General features: G+C 47.1%; 15 protein-coding genes, 4 tRNA genes and 2 pseudogenes. 20 read left to right on the top strand and 1 reads right to left on the bottom strand.

The window, feature by feature from the left end; genetic code table 11:
- The first annotated feature begins 2 nt into the window (after positions 1 to 2).
- The 6 genes and pseudogenes from ACTHSQ_RS08335 to topA all read left to right on the top strand — a co-directional run bounded on the left by ACTHSQ_RS08335 (position 3) and on the right by topA (position 7,675).
- Positions 3 to 2,129, top strand: a complete 2,127-nt coding sequence (locus ACTHSQ_RS08335) for an ATP-binding protein (RefSeq protein WP_440371694.1) — start codon at positions 3 to 5, stop codon at positions 2,127 to 2,129.
- Positions 2,116 to 3,390, top strand: coding sequence for a sigma-54-dependent transcriptional regulator (locus ACTHSQ_RS08330; protein WP_440371693.1), 1,275 nt, complete (start codon positions 2,116 to 2,118; stop codon positions 3,388 to 3,390). The genes ACTHSQ_RS08335 and ACTHSQ_RS08330 overlap by 14 nt, the downstream gene beginning before the upstream one ends.
- 234 nt (positions 3,391 to 3,624) lie before the next feature.
- Positions 3,625 to 4,555 (top strand): annotated as a pseudogene (dprA, locus tag ACTHSQ_RS08325) (DNA-processing protein DprA); the annotation flags it as partial.
- A 59-nt stretch (positions 4,556 to 4,614) separates the two neighbouring features.
- Positions 4,615 to 4,815, top strand: a pseudogene (locus ACTHSQ_RS08320) (DNA-processing protein DprA); the annotation flags it as partial.
- Positions 4,816 to 4,839: 24 nt separating this feature from the next.
- Complete coding sequence (locus ACTHSQ_RS08315) at positions 4,840 to 5,295, top strand: DUF494 family protein (protein ID WP_150538139.1); 456 nt, start codon at positions 4,840 to 4,842, stop codon at positions 5,293 to 5,295.
- A 73-nt stretch (positions 5,296 to 5,368) separates the two neighbouring features.
- Complete coding sequence (gene topA, locus ACTHSQ_RS08310) at positions 5,369 to 7,675, top strand: type I DNA topoisomerase (RefSeq protein WP_440371692.1); 2,307 nt, start codon at positions 5,369 to 5,371, stop codon at positions 7,673 to 7,675.
- Between the two features lie 73 nt (positions 7,676 to 7,748).
- Here topA and ACTHSQ_RS08305 read toward each other — a convergent pair whose 3' ends face one another.
- Positions 7,749 to 8,441 carry a hypothetical protein gene (locus ACTHSQ_RS08305; protein ID WP_003686248.1) on the bottom strand — a complete coding sequence of 231 codons (693 nt, stop codon included), beginning with the start codon at positions 8,439 to 8,441 and terminating at the stop codon, positions 7,749 to 7,751.
- Between the two features lie 266 nt (positions 8,442 to 8,707).
- On the opposite strand from ACTHSQ_RS08305, the gene rsmD reads away from it, so the two are divergent.
- The 14 genes from rsmD to rpoB all read left to right on the top strand — a co-directional run bounded on the left by rsmD (position 8,708) and on the right by rpoB (position 19,042).
- A complete protein-coding gene (rsmD, locus tag ACTHSQ_RS08300; RefSeq protein WP_440371691.1) occupies positions 8,708 to 9,280 on the top strand; it encodes a 16S rRNA (guanine(966)-N(2))-methyltransferase RsmD in 573 nt (190 codons plus the stop codon).
- 122 nt (positions 9,281 to 9,402) lie between these two features.
- Positions 9,403 to 9,654 (top strand): YfhL family 4Fe-4S dicluster ferredoxin, encoded by a 252-nt coding sequence (locus tag ACTHSQ_RS08295; protein ID WP_003679513.1) that lies wholly within the window; start codon positions 9,403 to 9,405, stop codon positions 9,652 to 9,654.
- 98 nt (positions 9,655 to 9,752) lie between these two features.
- Positions 9,753 to 9,836, top strand: a tRNA-Tyr gene (locus tag ACTHSQ_RS08290).
- A gap of 32 nt (positions 9,837 to 9,868) precedes the next feature.
- Positions 9,869 to 9,942, top strand: a tRNA-Gly gene (locus ACTHSQ_RS08285).
- A gap of 9 nt (positions 9,943 to 9,951) precedes the next feature.
- Positions 9,952 to 10,026, top strand: a tRNA-Thr gene (locus ACTHSQ_RS08280).
- 50 nt (positions 10,027 to 10,076) lie between these two features.
- On the top strand, positions 10,077 to 11,261 hold the full coding sequence (gene tuf / locus ACTHSQ_RS08275; protein WP_002215366.1) for an elongation factor Tu: 1,185 nt from the start codon (positions 10,077 to 10,079) through the stop codon (positions 11,259 to 11,261).
- Positions 11,262 to 11,267: 6 nt separating this feature from the next.
- Positions 11,268 to 11,343, top strand: a tRNA-Trp gene (locus tag ACTHSQ_RS08270).
- A gap of 131 nt (positions 11,344 to 11,474) precedes the next feature.
- A complete protein-coding gene (gene secE, locus ACTHSQ_RS08265; protein ID WP_137041335.1) occupies positions 11,475 to 11,750 on the top strand; it encodes a preprotein translocase subunit SecE in 276 nt (91 codons plus the stop codon).
- Positions 11,751 to 11,752: 2 nt separating this feature from the next.
- Positions 11,753 to 12,286 carry a transcription termination/antitermination protein NusG gene (gene nusG / locus ACTHSQ_RS08260; protein WP_003680697.1) on the top strand — a complete coding sequence of 178 codons (534 nt, stop codon included), beginning with the start codon at positions 11,753 to 11,755 and terminating at the stop codon, positions 12,284 to 12,286.
- Positions 12,287 to 12,390: 104 nt separating this feature from the next.
- The gene (gene rplK, locus ACTHSQ_RS08255; protein ID WP_002220151.1) at positions 12,391 to 12,825 is read left to right on the top strand and encodes a 50S ribosomal protein L11; all 435 of its coding nucleotides are present in this window, start codon (positions 12,391 to 12,393) and stop codon (positions 12,823 to 12,825) included.
- Positions 12,825 to 13,520, top strand: coding sequence for a 50S ribosomal protein L1 (gene rplA, locus ACTHSQ_RS08250; RefSeq protein WP_003686260.1), 696 nt, complete (start codon positions 12,825 to 12,827; stop codon positions 13,518 to 13,520). Before rplK ends, rplA begins: the two co-directional genes overlap by 1 nt.
- A gap of 223 nt (positions 13,521 to 13,743) precedes the next feature.
- Positions 13,744 to 14,244 carry a 50S ribosomal protein L10 gene (gene rplJ, locus ACTHSQ_RS08245; RefSeq protein ID WP_003680699.1) on the top strand — a complete coding sequence of 167 codons (501 nt, stop codon included), beginning with the start codon at positions 13,744 to 13,746 and terminating at the stop codon, positions 14,242 to 14,244.
- Positions 14,245 to 14,302: 58 nt separating this feature from the next.
- Positions 14,303 to 14,674, top strand: a complete 372-nt coding sequence (gene rplL / locus ACTHSQ_RS08240; RefSeq protein ID WP_003677916.1) for a 50S ribosomal protein L7/L12 — start codon at positions 14,303 to 14,305, stop codon at positions 14,672 to 14,674.
- A 189-nt stretch (positions 14,675 to 14,863) separates the two neighbouring features.
- Positions 14,864 to 19,042 carry a DNA-directed RNA polymerase subunit beta gene (gene rpoB, locus ACTHSQ_RS08235; protein WP_440371690.1) on the top strand — a complete coding sequence of 1,393 codons (4,179 nt, stop codon included), beginning with the start codon at positions 14,864 to 14,866 and terminating at the stop codon, positions 19,040 to 19,042.
- Positions 19,043 to 19,075 lie beyond the last annotated feature (33 nt).

The raw sequence follows: 19,075 nt of genomic DNA, 5'->3' as shown, positions 1-19,075 counted from the left end.
CCATGCGCCGCTTTCTTCTGATTGCCGCCGTATTCGCTGTTGTTTTGTTGTACGGTCTGACTGTTGCAACGGGCAGCAGCAACGTATTGTCTGATTATTTCTGGTGGATTGTCGCCTTGTGCGGCTTGCTGTTGCTGGTGTTGGCGGCGGTGTTGGTGCGCTATGTCGTGCTTTTGATACGCGACAACAGCAAAAGCGTGTTCGGTTCGCAGATTGCGCGTCGGCTGTCGGGGATGTTTACCTTGGTTGCCGTATTGCCGGGCGTATTTTTGTTCGGTATTTCCGCCCAGTTTATTAACGGTACGATTAATTCTTGGTTTGGCAACGATACCCATGAGGCTCTAGAGCGCAGCTTAAACTTGAGCAAATCCGCGCTGAGCTTGGCGGTGGACAACGCTGTCAGCAACGCCACGCCGGTGCAAATCGACTTAATCAGTGCCGCTTCACTGGACGGCAATTTAGGGCAGACGCTGGCAAAATCGGCGCTTACTGCCGACTTTGCCCAGCTGGCGCTTTATAACGCGACCACCCATAAAGCCGAGAAAAGCATCAATCCCCTGAAACTAAATCAACCCGAACTCAACAAAGAAGGATGGGAGCAGCTGGAGCAGACAGGCTCGGTACGCAGCTTGGAAAACATCGGCGGCGTGCTGTATGCTCAAGGCTGGATGCTGATCGGTACGCATAAAAATCAGGATTATGCGTTGTTTTTCCGGCAGCCGATTCCGAAAGATGTTGCCCAAGATGCGACGCTGATTGAAGCGGCCCGCGCCAAATACGCCGAGCTAAGTTATACCAAAAAAGGCCTGCAAACCTTTTTCCTGTCCACGCTGTTGGTCGCGACATTGTTGGCCATTTTTTTGGCGCTGGTTATGGCTTTGTATTTTGCCCGCCGTTTTGTGGCGCCGGTGTTGTCGTTGGCAGAGGGTGCGCGGGCGGTGGCTCAGGGTGACTTCAGCCAGACCCGGCCAGTATTCCGCAATGACGAGTTCGGCCGTTTGACCCAATTGTTCAACCACATGACCGAGCAATTGGCGATTGCCAAAGAGGCAGACGAGCGCAACCGTTTGCGCGAAGAAGCCGCCCGCCATTATTTGGAATGCGTTTTGGAAAGTTTGACCACAGGCGTGATTACTTTGGATGCCGATGGCCGTCTGAAAACCTTTAACAAGGCCGCCGAACAGATTTTGGGTGTTTCGCTGGTATCTTTGTGGGGCAGCAACTGGCATCAATGGCACGGCAAATCGCCGCAGCAAACCCTGTTGGCCGATGTATTTACCGCCATTAATGAAACCGCCGACAGCGACAAACCCGTCCAAGTCGAATACGCCGCGCCCGATGATGCCCGAATTTTGTTGGGTAAGGCCACCATCCTGCCGGAAGACAACGATAACGGCGTGGTGATGGTGATTGATGACATTACCGTCTTGATTCGGGCGCAAAAAGAGGCCGCATGGGGCGAAGTAGCGAAACGTTTGGCGCACGAAATCCGCAATCCGCTTACGCCTATCCAGCTTTCCGCCGAGAGATTGGCATGGAAATTGCATGATAAACTTGATGAACAAGACGCCCAAATCCTCAGCCGTTCAACCGATACCATCGTCAAACAGGTGGCCGCGCTGAAAGAAATGGTCGAAGCGTTCCGCAACTATGCGCGTGCGCCGTCGCTGAATTTAGAAAAACAAAATTTAAACGGTTTGGTGTCGGAAGTATTGGTATTATATGAGGCCGGCGTGTGCAAGTTTAATGCGCGGCTCAGCGCCGACACCTTGCCGATTGTTGCCGATACGACGGCGATGCGCCAAGTGTTGCATAACTTATTTAAGAATGCCGCAGAAGCGGCAGAGTCGGACGAAACGCCGCAAGTAAACGTCGAAACAGGGCGCGAAGGCGGACAGGTTTTCCTGACCGTCTGCAACAACGGCAAAAGTTTCAGCAAAGAAATGCTGCACAATGCTTTTGAGCCGTACGTTACCGACAAACCGACAGGAACGGGACTTGGTTTGCCCGTTGTGAAAAAAATTATCGAGGAGCATGGCGGCCGTATCAGCCTGAGCAATCAGAACAGTGGCGGCGCGTGCGTCAAAATAGCTTTACCGGAAATGGCAGAAACTTATGCGAAGCAGTGATATTTTGATTGTAGATGATGAAGTAGGCATCCGCGACCTGCTCTCCGAAATCCTTCAAGACGAAGGCTATACCGTCACTTTGGCCGAAAATGCCGAAGAAGCGCGCCAATTGCGTTATCAAACGCGTCCGGCCATGGTGTTGCTGGATATTTGGATGCCCGATTGCGACGGCATCACTTTGTTGAAAGAGTGGGCGAAAAACGGCCAACTCAATATGCCTGTGGTGATGATGAGCGGCCATGCCAGCATTGACACTGCGGTTGAAGCCACCAAAATCGGCGCACTCGATTTTCTGGAAAAACCGATTGCCCTGCAAAAACTCTTGTCCGCAGTAGAACGCGCCTTGAAACATGGCGAAGTTCAGACGGTCTCCGGTATGACTTTGGACAAATTGGGCAACAGTTCCGTCATTCAAGAAATGAACGGCAGCATTGAAGCGGCTGCCAAACACAACCGCCCGCTGTTGTTTGCCGGTGAGGCAGGTTCGCCGTTTGAGATTGTCGCCCGCTATCTGCACAAAAGCGGTACGCCTTGGGTGGCAACCGACCGTGTCGAACACATTGTCGATACGCCGATGGAGCTGTTGCAAAAGGCTTCAGGCGGCATTTTGTATGTCGGCGATATTGCCCGTTACAGCAAAAACATCCAAAACGGCATTGCTTTCTTGCTGGAAAAAGCCGACCGCTACAATGTCCGTGTGATTGCTTCTTGCGGCTTTAAACGCGGTGAGAGCGCCGATGACGTCGTTACCGGCAGACTGGCGGAGCTGTTGAAAGAGCGCATCGATGTTCCTTCTTTGTGCAGCCAGCCGGACGATATCGTCTTTTTAATCAACCGCATCATGACCGATTTGGCCGAAAGTCAAAAAATCCAGCCGGTAAAATTCAGCGACAGCGCGTTGGTGGTTTTGCGCCAATACGATTGGCCGGGCAATTACGACCAGCTTGCCGAAACGGTGAAAAACATCATGTTGGAATCTGACGGCAAAGAAGTGAATGAGCAGGCCGTTGCCGTGGCTTTAGGTCAGAAGGAAAATGCGACGGCGACAGAAATCATCGGCGGCTTCAATTTCAATATGCCTTTGCGCGAATTGAGGGAAGAAGTCGAGCGCCGCTACTTTGAGTACCATATCGCCCAAGAAGGCCAAAATATGAGCCGCGTGGCGCAAAAGGTCGGTTTGGAGCGTACACACCTTTACCGCAAACTCAAACAACTCGGTATCAGCGTATCGCGCCGCAGCGCCGACAAATCCGAAGAATAAGCGCAATATCGGTTCAAACACAAAAAAGGCCGTCTGAAAGCCATCAGGTTTTTCAGACGGCATCGTCATTTGACGGTGTGTTTAGACAAGCAATACTTTATAAAAATAATGATATGGCTAGGCATGGTTATTTTGCCTTTTAAGCCGACAGAAGTTTTATATCAATAAAATATTCAGACGGCCTTTATTTACTTCAGGATGTCTGAACAACCATTACAAAAAGGGAACAGATTGATGACGGAAAATGAGCGTTTTGCTTGGTTGCAACTGGCATTTACGCCCTATATCGGCGCAGAAAGTTTTTTGGTGCTGTTGCAGCAATTCGGTAGCGCACAAGCAGCCTTGAATGCGCCGGCAGATACAATTGCCGCGTTGGTTCGCCATAAACAGGCGGCCGAGTCATGGCGCAATGCGGACAAACGGGCTTTGGCGCAGCGGTCTGCCGAAGCCGCTTTAAAATGGGAAATGCAGGACGGTTGCCGTCTGTTGCTGCTGCAAGATGATGATTTCCCTGAAATGCTGACACAAGGCATTACCCCGCCGCCGGTCTTGTTTTTACGCGGCAATGCAGAACTGCTGCACATACCTTCTGCCGCGATTGTCGGTAGCCGCCATGCCACGCCGCAGGCAATGCGGATTGCCAAAGATTTCGGCAGGGCGTTGAGTGAAAAAGGCATTCCTGTCGTATCGGGCATGGCTTCGGGTATCGATACCGCCGCCCATCAGGGCGCATTGCAGGCAGATGGCGGTACCATTGCCGTCTGGGGAACCGGTATAGACCGCATTTATCCGCCGTCCAATAAAAACCTTGCTTATGAAATTGCTGAAAAAGGCTTGATTGTCAGCGAGTTCCCTTTGGACACGCGTCCGTTTGCAGGCAACTTTCCGCGCCGCAACCGTCTGATTGCCGCGTTATCGCAGCTGACATTGGTGGTCGAGGCGGCATTGGAATCCGGCTCATTGATTACTGCCAAGCTGGCGGCGGAGATGGGGCGCGAAGTGATGGCGGTGCCCGGTTCGATAGACAATCCGCATAGCAAAGGCTGTCACAAGCTGATTAAAGACGGGGCAAAATTGGTTGAATGTTTGGACGATATTCTCTATGAGTGTCCGCAGCTATTGCAAAATACGCCTGTTCCATCATATTCTATAAATAAGACGGTCAAACCGAAAAACGATCAAACCAAACGGCTGCAACCAAAAACAATAGTGAATGAACCGCAAAGGCCGTCTGAAAACCTACCTGCCGCCCCATCAACAAGTGCTTTATTGGAAGCAATGGGTTACGACCCGATACATCCCGATATTTTGGCGCAACAAACCAATACGGCAGCGGCAGACGTGTACGCACAGCTTTTGGAATACGAACTTGACGGTATCGTTGCCGCCTTACCGGGCGGCCGTTATCAGCGTGTCAAAGCATAAATTATCTATATTTAAGGAACCAGCATGACCGAAGTCATTGCCTATTTAATCGAACACTTCCAAGATTTCGACAATTGTCCGCCTCCGGAGGATTTGGGTCGCCTCTTGGAAGATGCGGGTTTTGATGCTACAGAAATCGGCAATACATTGATGATGATGGAAGTCTTGTTCAATACGTCCGAATTCTATGCCGAGCCGTTTAACAGCGACTCCCTACGCGTGTTTTGCCGTGAAGAAGCTGAAAACCTGCCGCAGGAAGTCATGGGTTTGATGCAGTATCTGGTTACCGAACGCGCAATTACTTATGAGCAACGCGAAATCGTCATTCACGCCCTGATGCACATTCCATCGGACGAAATCACCCTCGATACCGCCAAAGTGTTGGTATTGCTGGTGTTGTGGATGCACAAGAGCGAGTTGCCCGTCCTGATTGGTGACGACTTGATGAGTGCGTTGACCGGACAAAACGTGATGCACTAAACCTTTTTTCAGACGGCCTCAATAATAAAGGCCGTCTGAAACATAAACCCAATACATCCAAAAGAGAACAACAATGGCGAAAAACTTATTAATCGTCGAATCCCCGTCCAAAGCCAAAACCCTGAAAAAATATCTGGGCGGTGATTTTGAAATCTTGGCGTCTTACGGCCACGTCCGCGATTTGGTTCCGAAAAGCGGAGCAGTCGATCCCGACAATGGCTTTGCCATGAAATACCAACTGATCAGCCGCAACAGCAAACACGTCGATGCCATCGTTGCCGGTGCCAAAGAAGCTGAAAACATCTACCTCGCAACCGACCCGGATAGGGAAGGCGAAGCCATTTCTTGGCATCTTTTGGAAATCCTCAAATCCAAACGCGGCCTGAAAAACATCAAGCCGCAGCGTGTCGTGTTCCACGAAATCACCAAAAATGCCGTGCTCGATGCCGTTGCCCATCCACGCGAAATCGAAATGGACTTGGTCGATGCGCAACAAGCCCGTCGCGCTTTGGACTATCTGGTCGGTTTCAACCTCTCGCCATTGTTGTGGAAAAAAATCCGCCGCGGTTTGAGTGCGGGTCGTGTGCAAAGTCCCGCTTTGCGCCTGATTTGCGAACGCGAAAACGAAATCCGCGCGTTTGAAGCGCAGGAATATTGGACGGTACATCTCGACAGCCATAAAGGCCGCAGTAAGTTTACAGCCAAACTCGCCCAATACAATGGCGCGAAACTCGAACAGTTTGACCTGCCGAACGAAGCCGCGCAAGCCGACGTATTGAAAGAACTCGAAGGCAAAGAGGCCGTCGTTACCGCCATTGAAAAGAAAAAGCGCAGCCGCAATCCTGCCGCACCGTTTACGACATCAACCATGCAGCAGGATGCCGTGCGCAAACTCGGCTTCACCACCGACCGCACTATGCGTACCGCCCAGCAGCTTTACGAAGGTATAGACGTAGGGCAGGGTGCCATCGGTCTGATTACCTATATGCGTACCGACAGCGTGAATTTGGCGGATGAAGCGTTAACCGAAGTCCGCCATTACATCGAAAACAAAATCGGCAAAGAATATCTGCCAAGTTCGGCCAAGCAGTACAAAACCAAATCCAAAAACGCCCAAGAAGCCCACGAAGCGATCCGCCCGACTTCCGTGTACCGCACGCCTGAAAGCGTCAAACCCTTCTTGAGCGCAGATCAGTTCAAACTGTACCAAATGATTTGGCAACGTACCGTCGCCTGTCAGATGACGCCCGCAAAATTCGACCAAACCACCGTCGATATTACCGTCGGCAAAGGCGTATTCCGCGTAACCGGACAAGTACAAACCTTCGCAGGCTTCTTGAGCGTTTATGAAGAAAGCAGCGACGATGAAGAGAGTGAAGACAGCAAAAAACTGCCCGAAATGAGCGAAGGCGACAAATTGCCTGTGGACAAACTTTACGGCGAACAACACTTCACCACTCCGCCGCCGCGCTACAACGAAGCCACACTGGTTAAAGCCCTTGAAGAATACGGTATAGGCCGCCCTTCAACCTACGCCAGTATTATTTCCACGCTCAAAGACCGCGAATACGTTACCCTTGAGCAAAAACGCTTCATGCCTACCGACACAGGCGACATCGTCAATAAATTCTTGACCGAACACTTCGCCCAATATGTTGATTACCACTTTACCGCCAAACTTGAAGACCAGCTTGATGAAATTGCCAACGGCAAACGCCAATGGATTCCTGTTATGGATAAATTCTGGAAGCCGTTTATCAAGCAAGTGGAAGAAAAAGAGGGCATCGAACGCGCCAAATTTACCACGCAGGAACTCGACGAAACCTGTCCGAAATGCGGCGAACACAAACTGCAAATCAAATTCGGCAAAATGGGTCGTTTCGTCGCGTGTGCCGGTTATCCTGAGTGCAGCTACACGCGCAACGTTAACGAAACCGCCGAAGAAGCCGCCGAGCGCATCGCCAAAGCTGAAGCAGAGCAAGCCGAACTCGACGGACGCGAATGCCCTAAATGCGGCGGTCGCCTAGTGTACAAATACAGCCGTACCGGCAGCAAATTCATCGGTTGCGCCAACTACCCGAAATGTAAACACGTTGAACCGCTGGAAAAACCTAAAGATACCGGCGTCCAGTGCCCGCAATGCAAAAAAGGCAACCTCGTCGAGCGCAAATCCCGCTACGGCAAACTGTTTTACAGTTGCAGCACTTATCCGGATTGCAACTACGCCACATGGAATCCGCCCATTGCAGAAACTTGTCCGAAATGTGCATGGCCGGTTTTAACCATCAAAACCACCAAACGCTGGGGCGTCGAAAAAGTCTGCCCGCAAAAAGAATGCGGTTGGAAAGAACAGATCGAACCGCCTGCACCGAAAGAGTGAGATTAGGTCGGTTTAAAAGAGCAAAGGTCGTTTGAAAAATTTTCAGACGACCTTTTGCTTTTCTGTGATTGGTTTATTTGAATCCGCGAGTCGTTTTAAAGTCCGATAAAATACGGTTCATTTCTGGTTCAAATAAGGCTATGTAGTCGTAAGATAGACCGCGACTGGCGCTAGGGTGAGGCAGGCAGACAACTTCGCAATTTTCAAACGATTGGAATCTGATTTTGAAACGAGTACCGTTAAATTCTTTTTGCACCGTCTCCAGCGGTTTGGTCTGCTTACCGACCAACTGCTCGAAGCGTGGCAGTACATTTTGGTTGTTCAGAAAATCCGCCAACCTGCTGCCCATGAAGAGGATGACTTTCGGACGCAGTTTTTCGATGTGGTAGAGAAAATTATCGATGTGCTCGGGTTGTGTGAACTTGTCGGGATTATCGATAGTGTTGCCCTGTGTAGCAGCCCAGTTGGTTTGAACCAGGGATTTTTCAAATGCACCGCCCAATCCATTTTCGTCTAAGGGGTGTCCCCACATTTCAAACCAAATTTTTATCGTATTGTCGTAACGCCACTTTTTTGCCTGCTCACCAAAATAGAGGGATTTGTTGGCAAATGTATGGTCGATTTTATTTTTAGGGAGTTTGTATTCACCTGCTAGATAAGCAGCTTCATCGGCTTTACTCCAGCCCCATTCATAGCCACAAATCATTAAGCCATGTTTGTCGTTGTAACCTTGGAAGATGCTGTTACTGAGATTCAGATCTGACATGGTAATAACCTTATATAAATATTTCTCAGAGGAATATTCATTATAAATAAGTAAATGTAATTTATCTAGTTTAAGTTTAAAACGCACTTCAACCGGTGAAGCGCAGTTCAATATTTCATGCTATCAAATTCGAAACAACAAGGCTATCTGAAAAATGATTTTCAGACGGCTTTGTTGTATCTAAAAGAATAGAGTGAAATAGGGCTTGATGGCAGTTTCACTATATAATTGAGGCCGTCTGAAAACTCGGCATCTTTTTAAAAATCATGGCAAATAACAAACATTCCAAGCACACCAATCAAGTACGCATTATTGGCGGGCAATGCAGGGGACGAAAGTTAACTTTTCTGTCTGCAGATGGTCTGCGTCCGACGCCTGACAGCGTGCGTGAAAAACTGTTTAACTGGCTGGGTCAGGATTTAACCGGCAAAACGGTATTAGATTTATTCAGCGGTAGCGGTGCTTTAGGAATGGAGGCCGCTTCTCGTAATGCGGCAAAAGTGCTAATGGTCGATAACCACCGCCAAACTGTTCAAACGCTTCAGAAAAATATCTGTGAATTAGGTTTGAAACAGGTGGAAATTGTGTGTTCAGACGGCATGGCTTATCTGACAAGGCCGTCTGAAAAATTTGATGTTGTGTTTCTTGATCCGCCGTTTGCATGGGAAGATTGGCAAAATCTGTTTATCCGATTGCAAAGCCACTTGAAAAATGGGGCAATGGTCTATATTGAAGCAGGGAAGTTGCCTGAAAAACCGGATTGGCTGGAAGTTTATCGGGAAGGAAAGGCGGGAATGAGTAGGTTTGAATTATTGCTCCATTCGCAAGTTGCTGAATAGTATAGAATTTGAGAATCATTCCCAAGGTGTAAAACATTCTTTCAAACGGATTGTTCCGACGTCATTTGTGCTATAATCCGCGCCCAATCGGTTTTGATAATTTAAGAAAAAAGGAAATAGAAATGTCGCTCTTTATTACAGATGAGTGCATTAACTGCGATGTGTGCGAGCCGGAATGCCCTAATGATGCCATTTCGCAAGGTGAAGAAATTTACGAAATCAATCCAAATTTGTGTACGCAATGTGTAGGCCATTACGATGAGCCTCAGTGCCAACAGGTATGCCCTGTCGACTGTATCTTGATCGATGAAGAACATCCTGAAACGCATGAAGAACTGATGGCTAAGTACGAAAAAATCATTCAGTTTAAATAAATAGTGTTTAAAAGCAAAAGCTTGGATGTTTTTAAAGAAATAAATGAAAAAAAATCTTGACGGAAATCTGAGTTGCCAATAAACTAGCGTTCTCTTTTGGAGGGATTCCCGAGCGGTCAAAGGGGGCAGACTGTAAATCTGTTGCGTGAGCTTCGAAGGTTCGAATCCTTCTCCCTCCACCAAAAATTCTTACTTGGAGCAAAAAAGTGAGTATGCGGGTGTAGCTCAATGGTAGAGCAGAAGCCTTCCAAGCTTACGGTGAGGGTTCGATTCCCTTCACCCGCTCCAAACAATTTTGCCCATGTAGCTCAGGGGTAGAGCACTCCCTTGGTAAGGGAGAGGTCGGCAGTTCAAATCTGCCCATGGGCACCATCTCATTATTACCCTTTCTTTCAAAAAGCTATAGATTATAGGATATTGCCATGGCTAAGGAAAAATTTGAACGTAGCAAACCGCACGTAAACGTTGGCACCATCGGTCACGTTGACCATGGTAAAACCACTCTGACTGCTGCTTTGACTACTATTTTGGCTAAAAAATTCGGTGGCGCTGCAAAAGCTTACGACCAAATCGACAACGCTCCTGAAGAAAAAGCTCGTGGTATTACCATTAATACCTCACACGTAGAATACGAAACTGAAACCCGTCACTACGCGCACGTAGACTGCCCGGGCCACGCCGACTACGTTAAAAACATGATTACCGGTGCTGCCCAAATGGACGGCGCGATCTTGGTATGTTCCGCAGCTGACGGTCCTATGCCTCAAACTCGCGAACACATCCTGTTGGCTCGCCAAGTAGGTGTACCTTACATCATCGTATTCATGAACAAATGCGACATGGTTGACGATGCCGAGCTGTTGGAACTGGTTGAAATGGAAATTCGTGACTTGTTGTCAAGCTACGACTTCCCAGGCGACGACTGCCCAATCGTACAAGGTTCTGCACTGAAAGCTTTAGAAGGTGATGCTGCTTACGAAGAAAAAATCTTCGAATTGGCTGCTGCCTTGGACAGCTATATCCCAACACCTGAGCGTGCTGTGGACAAACCTTTCTTGTTGCCTATTGAAGACGTATTCTCTATCTCTGGCCGTGGTACAGTAGTAACCGGTCGTGTAGAGCGCGGTATCATCCACGTTGGTGACGAGATCGAAATCGTAGGTCTGAAAGAAACCCAAAAAACCACTTGTACCGGCGTTGAAATGTTCCGCAAACTGCTGGACGAAGGTCAAGCAGGCGATAACGTAGGTGTATTGTTGCGTGGTACTAAACGTGAAGATGTAGAGCGTGGTCAAGTATTGGCTAAACCAGGTACTATCACTCCTCACACCAAATTCAAAGCAGAAGTATACGTACTGAGCAAAGAAGAGGGTGGTCGTCACACTCCATTCTTCGCTAACTACCGTCCACAATTCTACTTCCGTACTACTGACGTAACTGGTGCAGTTACTTTGGAAGAAGGCGTAGAAATGGTAATGCCAGGTGAGAACGTAACCATTACTGTAGAACTGATTGCGCCTATCGCTATGGAAGAAGGTCTGCGCTTTGCGATTCGCGAAGGTGGTCGTACCGTAGGTGCGGGTGTGGTTTCTTCTGTAATCGCTTAAGTTTAGAGGCCAATAGCTCAATTGGTAGAGTATCGGTCTCCAAAACCGAGGGTTGGGGGTTCGAGACCCTCTTGGCCTGCCAAATAAAAAATTAACCGGCCTTGTGCCGGTTAATTTTTTTGTACTTAAGTTTTAAGATTATTTGGAATTAATTAATGGATCAATGCCACTATCTAAAATGAAGGCGGGTGGGGTATTGATAAGTGAGTAAAGATGACAGAACATCCGTCTGGACGCAAAGAAAACCATCAGAAAAAGGAAGTTGTGGTAAGTAATAAGCCGGCTCCTGAAAAGAAAGAAGGTCTGTTTGCATATTTTAAGAGCTCTTGGACTGAGTTTAAGAAGGTAGTTTGGCCGAGTCGCGATGAAGCGGTCAAAATGACTGTATTCGTGATTATCTTCGTTGCAGTTTTAGCAGCCTTCATTTATGCGGCAGATACAATTATTTCATGGTTGTTTTTTGATGTTTTATTAAATAGGAAAGGGTAAAGATGTCAAAGCGTTGGTATGTGGTACAGGCCTATTCCGGTTTCGAGAAAAATGTTCAAAAAACATTGAAAGAGCGCATTGCTCGTGAAAACATGGAAGAATATTTCGGTCAGATTCTCGTTCCTGTAGAGGAAGTGGTAGATATCAAGAATGGCCGAAAAACCATCAGTGAGCGTAAATTCTATCCAGGCTATGTGTTGGTTGAAATGGAAATGACCGATGATTCATGGCACTTGGTTAAGAGCACCCCTCGAGTAAATGGTTTTGTAGGTGGTAGCGGAAATCGTCCAATCCCAATTTCTCAAAAAGATGCAGATGCTATTTTGCAACAAGCCAAAACAGGTGTTGAGAAGCCAAAACCAAAAGTTGAATTTGAGGTTGGTCAGCAGGTTCGTGTGAATGAAGGTCCATTTGCTGATTTCAATGGAATTGTTGATGAAGTTAACTACGAGCGTAATAGATTGCGTGTTTCAGTTCAGATTTTTGGTCGTGAAACACCGGTTGAATTAGAGTTCGGTCAGGTTGAAAAGATTTAAGTGGTTTAATTCGCTTGAAAAATTTTTTTTAAGCGGATATAATCGCAAATTCTGTTTGGGAAGCGGAATGGTTCCGCGTTATACCCGTTTTTAGGAGTCCTTAAATGGCAAAGAAAATTATCGGCTACATCAAACTGCAAATTCCTGCAGGTAAAGCCAATCCATCTCCCCCAGTTGGTCCTGCTTTGGGTCAACGTGGTTTGAACATCATGGAATTCTGTAAAGCATTTAATGCTGCAACCCAAGGTATGGAACCTGGGTTGCCAATTCCAGTCGTGATCACTGCATTTGCAGATAAATCATTCACTTTTGTGATGAAAACTCCACCAGCTTCTATCTTGTTGAAAAAAGCTGCTGGTCTGCAAAAAGGTAGTTCTAATCCTCTGACTAACAAAGTGGGTAAATTGACCCGCGCTCAGTTGGAAGAAATTGCTAAAACTAAAGAGCCTGATTTGACTGCTGCTGACTTGGATGCTGCTGTCCGTACTATCGCCGGCTCTGCTCGCTCAATGGGCTTGGATGTGGAGGGTGTTGTATAATGGCTAAAGTATCTAAACGCTTGAAAGCTCTGCGCTCTTCTGTTGAAGCTAACAAATTGTACGCAATCGATGAAGCAATTGCTTTGGTTAAAAAAGCTGCCACTGCTAAATTTGACGAGTCTGTTGACGTATCTTTCAACCTGGGTGTTGATCCTCGTAAATCTGACCAAGTTATTCGTGGTTCAGTCGTTCTGCCTAAAGGTACCGGTAAAACAACTCGCGTAGCTGTATTTACCCAAGGTGCAAATGCAGATGCTGCTAAAGAAGCTGGTGCAGATATTGTCGGTTTTGAAGATCTGGCTGCTGAAATCAAAGCTGGTAACCTGAACTTTGACGTTGTTATTGCTTCTCCTGATGCAATGCGTATCGTTGGTCAATTGGGTACCATCTTGGGTCCTCGTGGCCTGATGCCAAACCCTAAAGTAGGTACTGTTACTCCTAACGTTGCTGAAGCAGTTAAAAATGCAAAAGCAGGTCAAGTACAATACCGTACAGATAAAGCCGGTATCGTTCACGCAACTATCGGTCGTGCTTCTTTCGTTGAAGCTGACTTGAAAGAAAACTTCAATGCGTTGCTGGATGCTATCGTTAAAGCCAAACCTGCTGCTGCTAAAGGTCAGTACCTGAAAAAAGTTGCTGTATCTAGCACTATGGGTTTGGGTGTTCGCGTTGATACTGCAAGCGTGAACAACTAAGAAATTTTCAGGTGATCCAGTTTTCTGGATTGCCTGAATTTGGGCTACTTAAAATTAAGTAGATGTCCAAGACCGTAGGGATCGTAAGATTTAATCGTAACTGCCCTACGCAGACGGTAGTCCTGAAACACATTGCAAGATTGCTTGTAAGATGTCTTTTTAGGTTACCGCGCTGGTGGGATATCATTTCGGTATCCTGTTTGTAAACAGTGGGAGGTAGACCTTGAGTCTCAATATTGAAACCAAGAAAGTGGCCGTAGAGGAAATTAGCGCAGCAATTGCTAACGCTCAAACTCTCGTAGTCGCTGAATATCGCGGTATCAGTGTTTCCAGCATGACTGAGCTTCGTGCAAATGCACGTAAAGAAGGCGTTTACTTGCGCGTTCTGAAAAATACTTTGGCTCGTCGCGCAGTAGAGGGTACTTCATTCGCAGGTTTGGCCGATCAAATGGTTGGTCCATTGGTTTACGCTGCTTCTGAAGATGCTGTTGCTGCTGCTAAAGTGCTGCACCAATTCGCGAAAAAAGATGACAAAATTATCGTTAAAGCTGGTTCTTACAATGGCGAAGTGATGAATCCTGCTCAGGTTGCTGAGTTGGCTTCTATTCCAAGTCGCGAAGAGCTGTTGTCCAAACTGTTGTTCGTTATGCAAGCTCCTGTATCAGGCTTTGCACGTGGTTTGGCTGCTTTGGCAGAGAAAAAAGCTGGCGAAGAAGCCGCTTAATCGATTTTGTTTCATTTAATCAATTATTTTTTAATACAATATTTGGAGTATAAATAGCATGGCTATTACTAAAGAAGACATTTTGGAAGCCGTTGGTTCTTTGACCGTAATGGAATTGAACGACCTGGTTAAAGCTTTTGAAGAAAAATTTGGCGTTTCTGCTGCTGCAGTTGCAGTTGCAGGTCCTGCAGGTGCTGGTGCAGCTGCTGCTGAAGAAAAAACTGAATTCGACGTAGTATTGGCTTCTGCCGGTGATCAAAAAGTTGGCGTGATCAAAGTTGTCCGCGCTATCACTGGTCTGGGTCTGAAAGAAGCTAAAGACATCGTTGACGGTGCACCTAAAACTCTGAAAGAAGGTGTTTCTAAAGCTGAAGCTGAAGACATCCAAAAACAACTGGAAGAAGCCGGCGCTAAAGTCGAAATCAAATAATTTGATGCTTCCCATGAAGGCTGGCAGTTTTCTGCCAGCCTTATTTTGCTTCTTAAAATAAGTATCAGGTATTGTTTACATTTATTTGCATAGTCTTTATGAAACCATTGCAAATAAATGTAAATATCAGGTTGATGCATGCCGTTGTTTCAGACGGCCTATTATTTAAAATTGCTTTTCGGAGTGTATATGAGCTATTCGTTTACCGAGAAAAAACGTATCCGTAAGAGTTTTGCAAAGCGAGAGAATGTCTTAGATGTTCCTTTCCTGCTGGCAACCCAAATTGATTCTTATGCGAAATTTTTGCAGCTGGAAAATGCTTTTGACCAACGCACTGATGATGGTCTGCAAGCAGCATTTAATTCTATTTTCCCGATTGTGAGCCATAACGGTTATGCGCGCTTGGAGTTTGTGCATTACACATTGGGCGAGCCTTTATTCGATATTCCTGAATGTCAATTGCGCGGCATTACTTACGCGGCTCCATTGCGTGCCCGTATCCGTTTAGTGATTTTGGATAAAGAAGCATCTAAGCCGACTGTAAAAGAAGTTCGTGAAAACGAAGTGTATATGGGTGAAATCCCATTGATGACGCCAAGTGGCTCTTTTGTCATCAATGGTACTGAGCGTGTGATTGTTTCCCAGCTGCACCGTTCTCCAGGCGTGTTCTTTGAGCATGACCGTGGTAAAACACATTCTTCCGGTAAGCTGTTGTTCTCTGCTCGTATTATTCCTTACCGTGGTTCATGGTTGGATTTTGAATTTGATCCAAAAGATTTGTTGTATTTCCGTATCGACCGTCGCCGTAAAATGCCGGTTACGATTTTGTTGAAAGCTTTGGGCTACAATAATGAGCAAATCTTGGATATTTTCTACGACAAAGAAACTTTCTATTTGTCTTCAAACGGTGTTCAAACTGATCTGATTGCAGGCCGTCTGAAAGGTGAAACTGCCAAAGTTGATATCTTGGATAAAGAAGGCAATGTACTGGTTGCCAAAGGTAAACGCATTACTGCGAAAAATATCCGTGATATTACCAATGCAGGCTTGACTCGTTTGGATGTGGAGCCAGAAAACCTGATAGGCAAAGCATTGGCTGCTGACCTGATTGATCCGGAAACCGGCGAAGTATTGGCTTCTGCTAATGATGAAATTACAGAAGAACTGTTGGCCAAGCTTGATATCCATGGCGTAAAAGAAATTACGACCCTTTATATCAATGAATTGGATCAAGGCGGTTACATCTCCAGCACTCTGCGTACAGACGAAACTGCTGATCAGCAGGCTGCACGCGTAGCGATTTACCGCATGATGCGTCCTGGTGAACCGCCTACCGAAGAAGCTGTTGAGCAGCTCTTCAACCGCTTGTTCTTCAGTGAAGACAGCTATGATTTGTCTCGCGTAGGCCGTATGAAATTTAATACGCGCACATACGAGCAAAAATTGTCTGAAGCACAACAAAACTCTTGGTATGGCCGTTTGCTGAACGAAACTTTGGCTGGCGTAGCTGAAAAAGGTGGTTACGTTCTGAGCGTTGAAGACATTGTTGCTTCTATTGCGACATTGGTTGAACTGCGTAACGGTCATGGCGAAGTAGACGATATCGACCACTTGGGTAATCGTCGTGTCCGTTCTGTGGGTGAGTTGACTGAAAACCAATTCCGTAGCGGTTTGGCTCGTGTAGAACGTGCAGTTAAAGAGCGTTTGAACCAAGCAGAATCTGAGAACTTGATGCCGCATGACTTGATTAATGCAAAACCTGTTTCTGCCGCGATTAAAGAATTCTTCGGCTCTAGCCAATTGAGCCAATTTATGGATCAGACTAACCCATTGTCTGAAGTAACCCATAAACGCCGTGTATCTGCATTGGGCCCTGGCGGTTTGACTCGCGAACGTGCAGGCTTTGAGGTGCGAGACGTACATCCGACTCACTATGGCCGTGTATGTCCTATTGAAACACCTGAGGGTCCAAACATTGGTTTGATCAACTCACTGTCCGTTTATGCGCGTACCAATGATTATGGCTTCTTGGAAACCCCTTACCGCCGTGTTGTCGATGGTAAAGTAACTGAAGAAATCGATTACTTGTCTGCTATCGAAGAAGGCCGTTATGTGATTGCACAGGCGAATGCCGATTTGGACAAAGACGGTAATCTGATTGGCGACTTGGTTACTTGTCGTGAAAAAGGCGAAACCATTATGGCAACGCCTGACCGCGTTCAATATATGGACGTGGCAACCGGTCAAGTGGTATCCGTTGCAGCATCTCTGATTCCATTTTTGGAACATGATGACGCGAACCGTGCATTGATGGGTGCCAACATGCAACGTCAGGCCGTACCGTGCCTGCGTCCTGAGAAACCGATGGTTGGTACCGGTATCGAGCGCTCTGTTGCCGTTGACTCTGCAACTGCAATCGTTGCCCGCCGTGGTGGTGTGGTTGAGTATGTAGACGCCAACCGCGTTGTGGTTCGTGTTCATGATGATGAAGCGACTGCCGGTGAAGTGGGTGTCGATATTTACAACTTGGTTAAATTCACCCGTTCCAACCAATCTACCAACATCAACCAACGTCCGGCTGTAAAAGCAGGCGATGTGTTGCAACGTGGTGACTTGGTAGCCGACGGTGCATCTACCGACTTGGGCGAGTTAGCTTTGGGTCAAAACATGACCATCGCCTTCATGCCATGGAACGGTTACAACTATGAAGACTCGATTCTGATTTCAGAAAAAGTGGCTGCGGACGATCGTTACACTTCGATTCACATTGAAGAATTGAACGTTGTTGCACGTGACACTAAACTGGGTGCGGAAGATATTACCCGCGATATTCCGAACTTGTCCGAACGTATGCAAAACCGTTTGGATGAATCCGGTATCGTATATATCGGTGCAGAAGTAGAAGCCGGTGATGTCTTGGTAGGTAAAGTAACACCTAAAGGCGAAACCCAACTGACTCCTGAAGAAAAACTGCTGCGTGCTATCTTCGGTGAAAAAGCATCTGACGTAAAAGATACTTCATTGCGTATGCCTACCGGCATGAGCGGTACCGTTATCGACGTTCAAGTCTTCACTCGTGAAGGTATTCAACGCGACAAACGTGCTCAATCCATTATTGATTCTGAATTGAAACGTTACCGTCAAGATTTGGGCGATCAATTGCGTATTTTCGATAATGACGCATTCGACCGTATCGAGCGTATGATTGTTGGTCAAAAAGCCAATGGTGGTCCGATGAAGCTGGCTAAAGGCAGCGAAATCACTACCGAATATTTGGCAAGCCTGTCCAGCAAACATGATTGGTTTGACATCCGTCTGGCTGATGAAGATTTGGCCAAACAGTTGGAACTGATTAAATTGAGCCTGCAACAAAAACGCGAAGAAGCGGATGAGTTGTATGAGATCAAAAAGAAAAAACTGACCCAAGGCGACGAGCTGCAACCGGGCGTACAAAAAATGGTGAAAGTATTTATCGCCATCAAACGCCGTCTGCAAGCCGGTGACAAAATGGCGGGTCGCCACGGTAACAAAGGTGTGGTATCACGCATTCTGCCGGTGGAAGACATGCCTTATATGGCTGACGGCCGTCCGGTAGACATCGTACTGAACCCATTGGGCGTACCTTCCCGTATGAACATCGGTCAGATTTTGGAAGTTCACTTGGGTTGGGCGGCAAAAGGTATCGGTGAACGCATCGACCGCATGCTGAAAGAGCAACGCAAAGCCAGCGAGCTGCGTGAATTCTTGAACAAGCTCTACAACAGTAGCGGTAAGAAAGAAGATTTGGACAGTCTGACAGATGAAGAAATTATCGAATTGGCTTCCAACCTACGTAAAGGTGCATCTTTTGCCTCTCCTGTATTCGACGGTGCGAAAGAGTCTGAAATCCGCGAAATGTTGAACTTGGCTTACCCAAGCGAAGATCCTGAGGTTGAGAAACTGGGCTTTAACGACAGTAAAACTCAAATCACGCTCTATGACGGCCGTTCAGGCGAAGCATTTGACCGTAAGGTTACAGTCGGTGTGATGCACTATCTGAAACTGCACCACTTGGTTGACGAAAAAATGCACGCCCGTTCTACCGGTCCATACAGTCTGGTTACCCAGCAGCCTCTGGGCGGTAAAGCTCAGTTCGGTGGCCAACGTTTCGGTGAGATGGAGGTTTGGGCATTGGAAGCATACGGCGCGGCATACACGCTGCAAGAGATGCTGACTGTGAAGTCTGACGATGTGAACGGCCGTACCAAAATGTACGAGAACATCGTCAAAGGCGAACACAAAATCGATGCCGGTATGCCTGAATCCTTCAACGTATTGGTTAAAGAGATTCGCTCACTGGGCTTGGATATCGATTTGGAACGCTACTAAACAGAAGTTTTCAGACGGCCTTTTAAGGTCGTC

The sequence above is a fragment of the Neisseria sp. P0009.S008 genome (assembly GCF_051958615.1).
In the GTDB taxonomy this organism is placed as follows: Bacteria; Pseudomonadota; Gammaproteobacteria; order Burkholderiales; family Neisseriaceae; genus Neisseria; species Neisseria subflava.
The sequence above is the reverse complement of the archived record's forward strand: the minus strand, read 5'-3'. Positions and strand labels throughout refer to the sequence as shown.

Bases quoted from the DNA above. Each gene is read 5' to 3' on its own strand.
- ACTHSQ_RS08335 (WP_440371694.1), top strand. From the start codon at position 3: ATGCGCCGCTTTCTTCTGATTGCCGCCGTATTCGCTGTTGTTTTGTTG.
- ACTHSQ_RS08330 (WP_440371693.1), top strand. From the start codon at position 2,116: ATGCGAAGCAGTGATATTTTGATTGTAGATGATGAAGTAGGCATCCGC.
- ACTHSQ_RS08315 (WP_150538139.1), top strand. From the start codon at position 4,840: ATGACCGAAGTCATTGCCTATTTAATCGAACACTTCCAAGATTTCGAC.
- topA (WP_440371692.1), top strand. From the start codon at position 5,369: ATGGCGAAAAACTTATTAATCGTCGAATCCCCGTCCAAAGCCAAAACC.
- ACTHSQ_RS08305 (WP_003686248.1), bottom strand. From the start codon at position 8,441: ATGTCAGATCTGAATCTCAGTAACAGCATCTTCCAAGGTTACAACGAC.
- rsmD (WP_440371691.1), top strand. From the start codon at position 8,708: ATGGCAAATAACAAACATTCCAAGCACACCAATCAAGTACGCATTATT.
- ACTHSQ_RS08295 (WP_003679513.1), top strand. From the start codon at position 9,403: ATGTCGCTCTTTATTACAGATGAGTGCATTAACTGCGATGTGTGCGAG.
- tuf (WP_002215366.1), top strand. From the start codon at position 10,077: ATGGCTAAGGAAAAATTTGAACGTAGCAAACCGCACGTAAACGTTGGC.
- secE (WP_137041335.1), top strand. From the start codon at position 11,475: ATGACAGAACATCCGTCTGGACGCAAAGAAAACCATCAGAAAAAGGAA.
- nusG (WP_003680697.1), top strand. From the start codon at position 11,753: ATGTCAAAGCGTTGGTATGTGGTACAGGCCTATTCCGGTTTCGAGAAA.
- rplK (WP_002220151.1), top strand. From the start codon at position 12,391: ATGGCAAAGAAAATTATCGGCTACATCAAACTGCAAATTCCTGCAGGT.
- rplA (WP_003686260.1), top strand. From the start codon at position 12,825: ATGGCTAAAGTATCTAAACGCTTGAAAGCTCTGCGCTCTTCTGTTGAA.
- rplL (WP_003677916.1), top strand. From the start codon at position 14,303: ATGGCTATTACTAAAGAAGACATTTTGGAAGCCGTTGGTTCTTTGACC.
- rpoB (WP_440371690.1), top strand. From the start codon at position 14,864: ATGAGCTATTCGTTTACCGAGAAAAAACGTATCCGTAAGAGTTTTGCA.